At 44.0% G+C, this 777-nt stretch carries 1 pseudogene; it reads left to right on the top strand.

The features are described 5' to 3' along the window. Window positions 1-213 precede the first annotated feature (213 nt). A pseudogene (locus A3766_RS03615) lies at window positions 214-777 on the top strand (bifunctional aconitate hydratase 2/2-methylisocitrate dehydratase); the annotation flags it as partial.

The following is a 777-nucleotide window of genomic DNA, read 5'->3' as shown; positions in this document are numbered from 1 at the left end:
GATAGCTGTGGACACATTCCACACTAAATTTAAGCAGACGCACTGCTGAGAATAAGCGCCCAATGGGGAGCTTGCATAGTGAATAAACAGGAACACCTGATCAGTTCACTGGAAAGCCATGCTCCGTTGGACACCGATGAAACTACTTGCATCCAATGGCGTATTAAGTAGTTTTTTGATAGTCATTACTAAAACTTTGAGTGAGAGATTCGTATGAGTTTGTATTCAGAATACCTAGAAGAAATTGAGGTTCGTAAAAAGGACCTAGGTTTGAACCCTAAGCCAATTGATAGCGCAGATTTGTTATCAGAGATCATCGCTCAAATTAAAGACACGGGTAACGAGCACCGCGAAGCGTCTTTAAACTTCTTTATCTACAACACGCTTCCAGGTACAACTCCTGCGGCAGGCGTTAAAGCAGCATTCCTAAAAGACATCGTTCTAGGTAATGAAACTGTTGCTGAGATCTCGCCTGAGTTCGCTCTTGAGCAACTTTCTCACATGAAAGGTGGCCCTTCTGTTGAAGCACTTCTAGACATCGCTCTTTCTGACGACGCACAAGCTGCAGCAGCGGGTGAAGTTCTTAAGTCTCAAGTATTCCTATATGACGCTGATACAGCTCGTCTAGCTGAAGCATTTAAAGCAGGCAACGCGATTGCTAAAGAGATCCTAGAAAGCTACTCAAAAGCTGAGTTCTTCACAAAGCTTGACGATATCCCAGAGAAAATCGACGTTGTTACTTACATCGCGGCTGAAGGCGACATCTCTACTGACCTT

This window comes from Oleiphilus sp. HI0132 (assembly GCF_001635845.1).
Note: the sequence above shows the minus strand (reverse complement) of the source record. Positions and strands in the feature narration are given on the sequence as shown.